Here is a 5,522-nt window from a genome sequence, read left to right as displayed (position 1 = left end):
TCGTGGTCCGCGCCCGCTTCCGCGTTCCCGCACACCCCGGCGCGCCCCCGCTCACCCGCTTGCGGCCCCGCCCCCGCCGAACGCAGTGACTCCGCATGCGAACCGCAACCCATCGTGATGGCCTGTTGGCTGTCGGCGACCGGCACCGCCCCGTCGGCCGTTCCCCTTCCCCCGCCCGGAGTTCCGAGCCGGACGCCCCCCGTTCGAGGAGTCCCATGTCCCTGTCCCCGCGATCCGGCCGGCGCCTTCCGACCGCGTTCGCCACCGCCCTGGTCTGCGCGCTGACCACCGGCACCGTGCTGTCCGCCGTCGTCCCCGCCGCCGCCCACGGCCCCGGCGGCCACGACACCCCGGACGGCCCGGCCGCCACCGCCCCCAAGATCGCCGACCCCCGGATGCTCGCCGAGCTGCGCGACGACGAGGTCGCCGCGCTCGGCCAGGAGCACGCCGAGGAGCACGCCCGGATGCGCGCCGCCATCCGCGGCGTCGGCGACTACCCGCAGACCACCCGCACCAACCGGCTGAACGCGCTGACGGAGTCCCAGGCCACCCACAACCAGGGCTTCGCCGCCGAGACCTTCGGGGCGTTCAACCAGTACTTCCCCTCCCCCGACTTCGGCGACCACATCGCGCTGCTGCCCACCGGCAAGGTGCTGCTGTTCTCCTTCGAGCGGATCGAGACCAACCCGGAGAAGGAGCCCGCCCCCACCCAGACCATCGGCGAGGAGAACGCCGGCCGGGCGTTCCTCTGGGACCCGGCCAAGGGCTACGGCAAGGACGCGTTCAAGCAGGTCACCCCGCCCGTGGTCAACATGCCCGACGGCCTGGACCAGCCCCGCCCGGCGCCGTTCTTCTGCGCCGGCCACTCGTTCCTGCCCAACGGCATGCTCGGCGTCTTCGGCGGCAACCTCGGCGGCAACGGCGGCAGCGGCGCCAAGCTCTCGCTGATCTTCGACCCGTGGACCGAGACCTGGACCCGCAACCCCGACATGTCCGTCGGCCGCTGGTACCCCTCGGTGGTGACCGGCGCGGACGGCCGGCAGCTGATCATGTCCGGCCAGTCCGAGATCGGCTGGGGCACCCCCACCCCGGTGGTCGAGCGCTTCCCCGCCAAGAACTACCCGGTGCCCTCGCTCAAGACCGAGACCCCGACGAACACCCCCGTCGACCGGTTCAAGGCCGACGCCCCGTTCTCCCTGGACTACCCGCACCTGTTCTCGCTCAACGACGGCAACATCTACGGCTTCGGCCGGCAGGCCTCCGAGCAGTGGAAGTTCGACCCGGTCGCGGAGACCCGCAGCGACCTGACCGCCCGCCCGGACGGCCGCAAGCGCAACTACGGCTCGGCCGTGCCGCTGCCCGGCGGCGTCAACGGCCCGGACTCCGCGCTGATCCTCGGCGGCGACCGGGACAACCCCAGCACCCTGCGCTTCTCCAACGGCAGCTGGACCGCCGAGAAGTCCCGCGCCTTCGGCCGCACCCAGGACGACACCCTGCTGCTGCCCAACGGCCGTCTGATGACCGTCAACGGCGCCTACGACATCCGCGACTACGGCAACGGCCCGTACAACCCGAACGCCGACCTCAAGTACCGCCAGGTCGAACTCCGCGACGACCAGGGCAACTGGAAGCTCGGCCCGGTCCAGCGGCTGCCGCGCGGCTACCACTCCAACGCCGTGGTGCTGCCGGACGGACGCGTCATGGTCACCGGCGACGAACTCCAGCAGCTCGCCAACAACCCGGACGTCAACGGCACGGTGGCCGACATCCCCGGAACCACGGCGCCGGTCACCATGAACGGGACCATCGAGATCTACGAGCCGGCCTACCTGCACCAGGGCGACCGCCCCTCCCTCGACCGGGCGCCGACCACGCCCGTCGGCTACAACCAGACCTTCCAGGTGACCACCGAGACCCCGGGCCTGGTCTCCAAGGCGGTGCTGCTCTCGCCCACCACCTCCACCCACTCGGTCAACACCAGCCAGCGCCACCTCGACCTGCGGCTCAGCAGCCGGGCCGGCAACCGGCTGGAGTTCCAGGCCCCGCCGGACGCCAAGGCCGCCCCGCCCGGCTGGTACATGCTCTACCTGCTCAACGACCAGGGCGTGCCCTCCGTCGCCAAGTGGATCCAGCTCACCGCCTGACCCCACCCGAAAGGACCCCACCCCCATGGCAACGGCAACGGCCACGGATCCGCGCCTGCGCGGCAGCGAGGAGATCCAGGGCGACATCCTGGCCGGCTTCAAGAAGGACAACGTCAGCGTCCTGTTCCTCAAGTTCGAGGACGCCGCCCGGGCCCGCGACTGGGTCCGCCAGCTCACTCCGCAGATCGCCACCACCCGCGAGGTCGCCGCGTTCAACGAGGCGTTCAGCACGGCCCGCAGGACCTCCGGCGGCGACGACCCCAAGGCCCTCAAGGCGACCTGGCTCGGCGTCAGCTTCACCTACGAGGGCCTGCGGACGCTCTCCACCACCGACCCCTTCGCCAAGCCCCCGCCGGTCGGCAGCGGCCTGGAGGCGTTCAAGGAGGGCTCGGCCAAGCGGGCCGGCGCGCTCGGCGACACCGGCGACAACTCCCCCGAGAACTGGCTCTTCGGCAACGGGCGGGGCCAGCCGGTGCACGCGGTGCTCAAGCTCTCCGCGGACACCGAGAAGGACCTCCAGGCGGCCGTCGAGGCCCAGCGGATCGCGGCCGCCGAGTGCCGGGTGCTGATCGTCTACCAGCAGAACGCGCAGACCCTGCTCGGCAGCCGCCGCGGCAAGGAGCACTTCGGCTTCAAGGACGGCATCAGCGAGCCGGGCGTCCGGGACTTCGACCGGCCCGACCCGAACCGGCCCGAGGAGGTCGAGGGCCACCCGGGCACCCGGATCATCCCGGCCGGCGAGTTCGTCTGCGGCGAGGAACCCGCCCCGGGCAGCTTCCGGGACTTCCCCGACTGGGCCCGCGACGGCTCCTTCCAGGTGGTCCGCCGGCTCGCCCAGGACGTGCCCGGCTGGTGGTCACAGGTCGCGGTCAAGCTGAGGGAGCTCAGGCTCGCCAAGGCCGTCCCGGACTCCGCGACCACCGAGTGGCTGGCGGCCCGGATGGTCGGCCGCTGGCGCTCCGGCGCCCCGGTCTGCCACTTCAAGGACCACGACGTCCCGAACGACCCGGTCGCCGCCTCGGACAACGACTTCGACTTCCGCGACGACCTGGAGGGCCTGGTCACCCCGCTCTGGTCGCACCTGCGCAAGACCAGCCCGCGCGCCGGCCTCCAGGCACCGGACCCCAGCCACCCGCCGTTCGACGCCAAGGCGCTCGACGGCCGCCGGATCATGCGCCGGGGCACCCCGTACGGGGCGCCGTTCGACCCGGCCTCCGAGGGCCCGGGCGGCCCGGACGACCCGCGCGGGCTGCTGTTCATCTCCTACCAGGCCGACATCCAGCGGCAGTTCGAGTTCATCCAGGCCGACTGGATGGACCAGGAGGACTTCCCGCCCGGCCGCAACCCGGTGCCCGGCAAGGACCCGGTTGTCCTGGCGGCCTCCGACGTCGACTTCGAGAGCCGGGACTCCGACGGCACGGTCAAGCACACCCCGCTGAGCTTCGCCCAGTTCGTGCGGACCACCGGTTCGGTGTACGCCTTCATGCCCTCCCTCAGCACCCTGAAGGGGCTCGCCGACGGGCGGCTCGTCGGCCCCGACCGGACCGCCGCGGGCGGCCAGAGCGGCCAGGCCGGCCAGGGCGGCGGGCAGAGCCAGACCCAGACCCAGCAGGGCGGCCAGAGCGCCTACCCGGCCGGCCCGGCCTACCCGTGCGACGACCTGCTGCCCGTCCCGGACCAGTGGCGCAGCGGCGGCCAGAGCCAGTTCTGGGTCTGCCACGGCGGCGGCTACCGCAAGATCTCGGTGGCCGACGGCTCCTCGCACACCGACCGGCTGGTCAAGGGCGACACCCCGCTGAGCGCGCTGCCCTGTTTCCAGGGCATCGGCCGGATCGACTGCCTGCTGCCGATGCCCGACCTGCAGAACCCCGGCGGCAAGAGCTGGTACTGGGTGTTCCACAGCACCGGCGGCCACCAGCGCTACCGGGTGGTCTCGATCACCGGCGGCTACGGGCACACCGGCGCGCTGGAGCGCCCGGACCGTGACCTCGCCGCCTGGCGCTCGCTGGACGGCGTCGACCGGGTGGACTGCTTCCTGCCCGTCCCCGACCAGCAGCGGACCGGCGGCAAGAGCTGGTACTGGGTGTTCCACACCACCGGCGGCCGCCAGCGCTACCGGCTGATCTCGGTCGCCGACGGCGCCGCCCACGCCGACGTGCTGGAGCGCTCCGACCGCGAGCTGTCCCAGTGGGGCTCGCTGAACGGCGTCGCCGCGGTGGACTGCTTCCTGCCCGTCCCCGACCAGCAGCGGACCGGCGGCAGGAGCGAGTACTGGGTGTTCCACGGCGACAGCTACCGCCGGATCTCGGTGGCCGACGGCAGTGGCCACCCCGATCGCCTGGTCGGCGGCTCGCGCCCGTGCTCGGCCTGGAACTCGCTGAGCTGACCCGGGCTCCGGGCCCCGCCCCCGCGACCAAGACCGCCCCCGCGACCGACCGGCCGCGGGGGCGGACCGGTACACCCGAAGCGGCTCGCGCGAACGACCAGGACGCATCCGGGACACTCCCGGTTCATGTGATCCATCCCACAGTTTAAGCGGAACTCAGCGCGCCTCCTGGCCCCTAGGCTTGCGCACGGAAGTTGGCAGTCGTACCACCCTCGGGCCCCGTCCGGGATCGGTGACGGGACTCTCAGGGAGTTGAGGCGATGCGCCGTCGGCGGTGGAAGCACGTCCTGATCGGCGCCTTCGCGGGTGCCGCCGTCCTCGCCGACGCCGGTGCGGTGGCCGCCCAGGCCGCCGCGGCCACCGAGCAGTTGGCCATCTCCACCCCGCCGGCCGGCAGCGCCGCCTGGGTCGAGGACCACTCCTACGGACACGACCTGCCCGACCCGGCCACCACCGCGCCGGCCGCCGCCGCCGAGTTCTTCGGCCGGCTCTCCCCCGCCGACCTGGACCGGCTGGTCGAGGCCTACCCGCTGGTGGTCGGCAACTTCGACGGCGCCCCGCTCGCCGTGCGCTACCGCGCCAACCGGATCGCGCTGGCCGCCGAACGCGACCGAGCCCGGGCGCGCGCCGCCGACCACACGCTCGCCCCGCAGCAGCGCGCGCTCGCCGTCTCCCGGGCCAACGACGTGCAGAGCCTGCTCGCGCCCGGCCGGCAGATCCTCGCCTTCGACCCGCGCGGCCGCGGCCTGCTCACCGAGGTCTGGGGCGACCTCGGCGCCGCCGACCGGGTCGCGGTGCTGGTCCCCGGCTCCGACGCCGACCTCGGCCACTTCGACCAGGCCGTCGAACCGCTGCGCTCCCCCGCCGGCATGGCCCGGGCGCTCTACCAGGAGGAGCGCCGGCAGTCCCCGGCCTCCGGCACCGCGGTGGTCGCCTGGACCGGCTACGTCACCCCCTCCGGCCTCGGCCCCGACGCGGTGACCTCCCGGCTC

The 5,522-nt window shown here is 73.4% G+C and carries 3 protein-coding genes; all 3 read left to right on the top strand.

Going from position 1 to position 5,522, the window contains the following annotated elements; all coding sequences use genetic code 11:
• The first annotated feature begins 215 nt into the window (after positions 1-215).
• Positions 216-2,144 (top strand): galactose oxidase early set domain-containing protein, encoded by a 1,929-nt coding sequence (locus ABD308_RS03550; protein WP_344325363.1) that lies wholly within the window; start codon positions 216-218, stop codon positions 2,142-2,144.
• Between the two features lie 25 nt (positions 2,145-2,169).
• Entirely contained in the window at positions 2,170-4,530 is a 2,361-nt protein-coding gene (locus ABD308_RS03545; protein ID WP_344325360.1) for a Dyp-type peroxidase, read from the top strand.
• 260 nt (positions 4,531-4,790) lie between these two features.
• The coding region (locus tag ABD308_RS03540) for an alpha/beta hydrolase (protein WP_344325357.1) at positions 4,791-5,522 on the top strand (732 nt) is incomplete at its 3' end.

It is taken from the genome of Kitasatospora putterlickiae (genome assembly GCF_039527695.1).
Lineage (GTDB): Bacteria > Actinomycetota > Actinomycetes > Streptomycetales > Streptomycetaceae > Kitasatospora > Kitasatospora putterlickiae.
This window is presented reverse-complemented; position numbering and strand designations above follow the sequence as displayed.

What these genes read in the sequence shown, in the direction of transcription:
- ABD308_RS03550 (WP_344325363.1), top strand. Translation starts at nt 216, where the DNA reads ATGTCCCTGTCCCCGCGATCCGGCCGGCGCCTTCCGACCGCGTTCGCC.
- ABD308_RS03545 (WP_344325360.1), top strand. Translation starts at nt 2,170, where the DNA reads ATGGCAACGGCAACGGCCACGGATCCGCGCCTGCGCGGCAGCGAGGAG.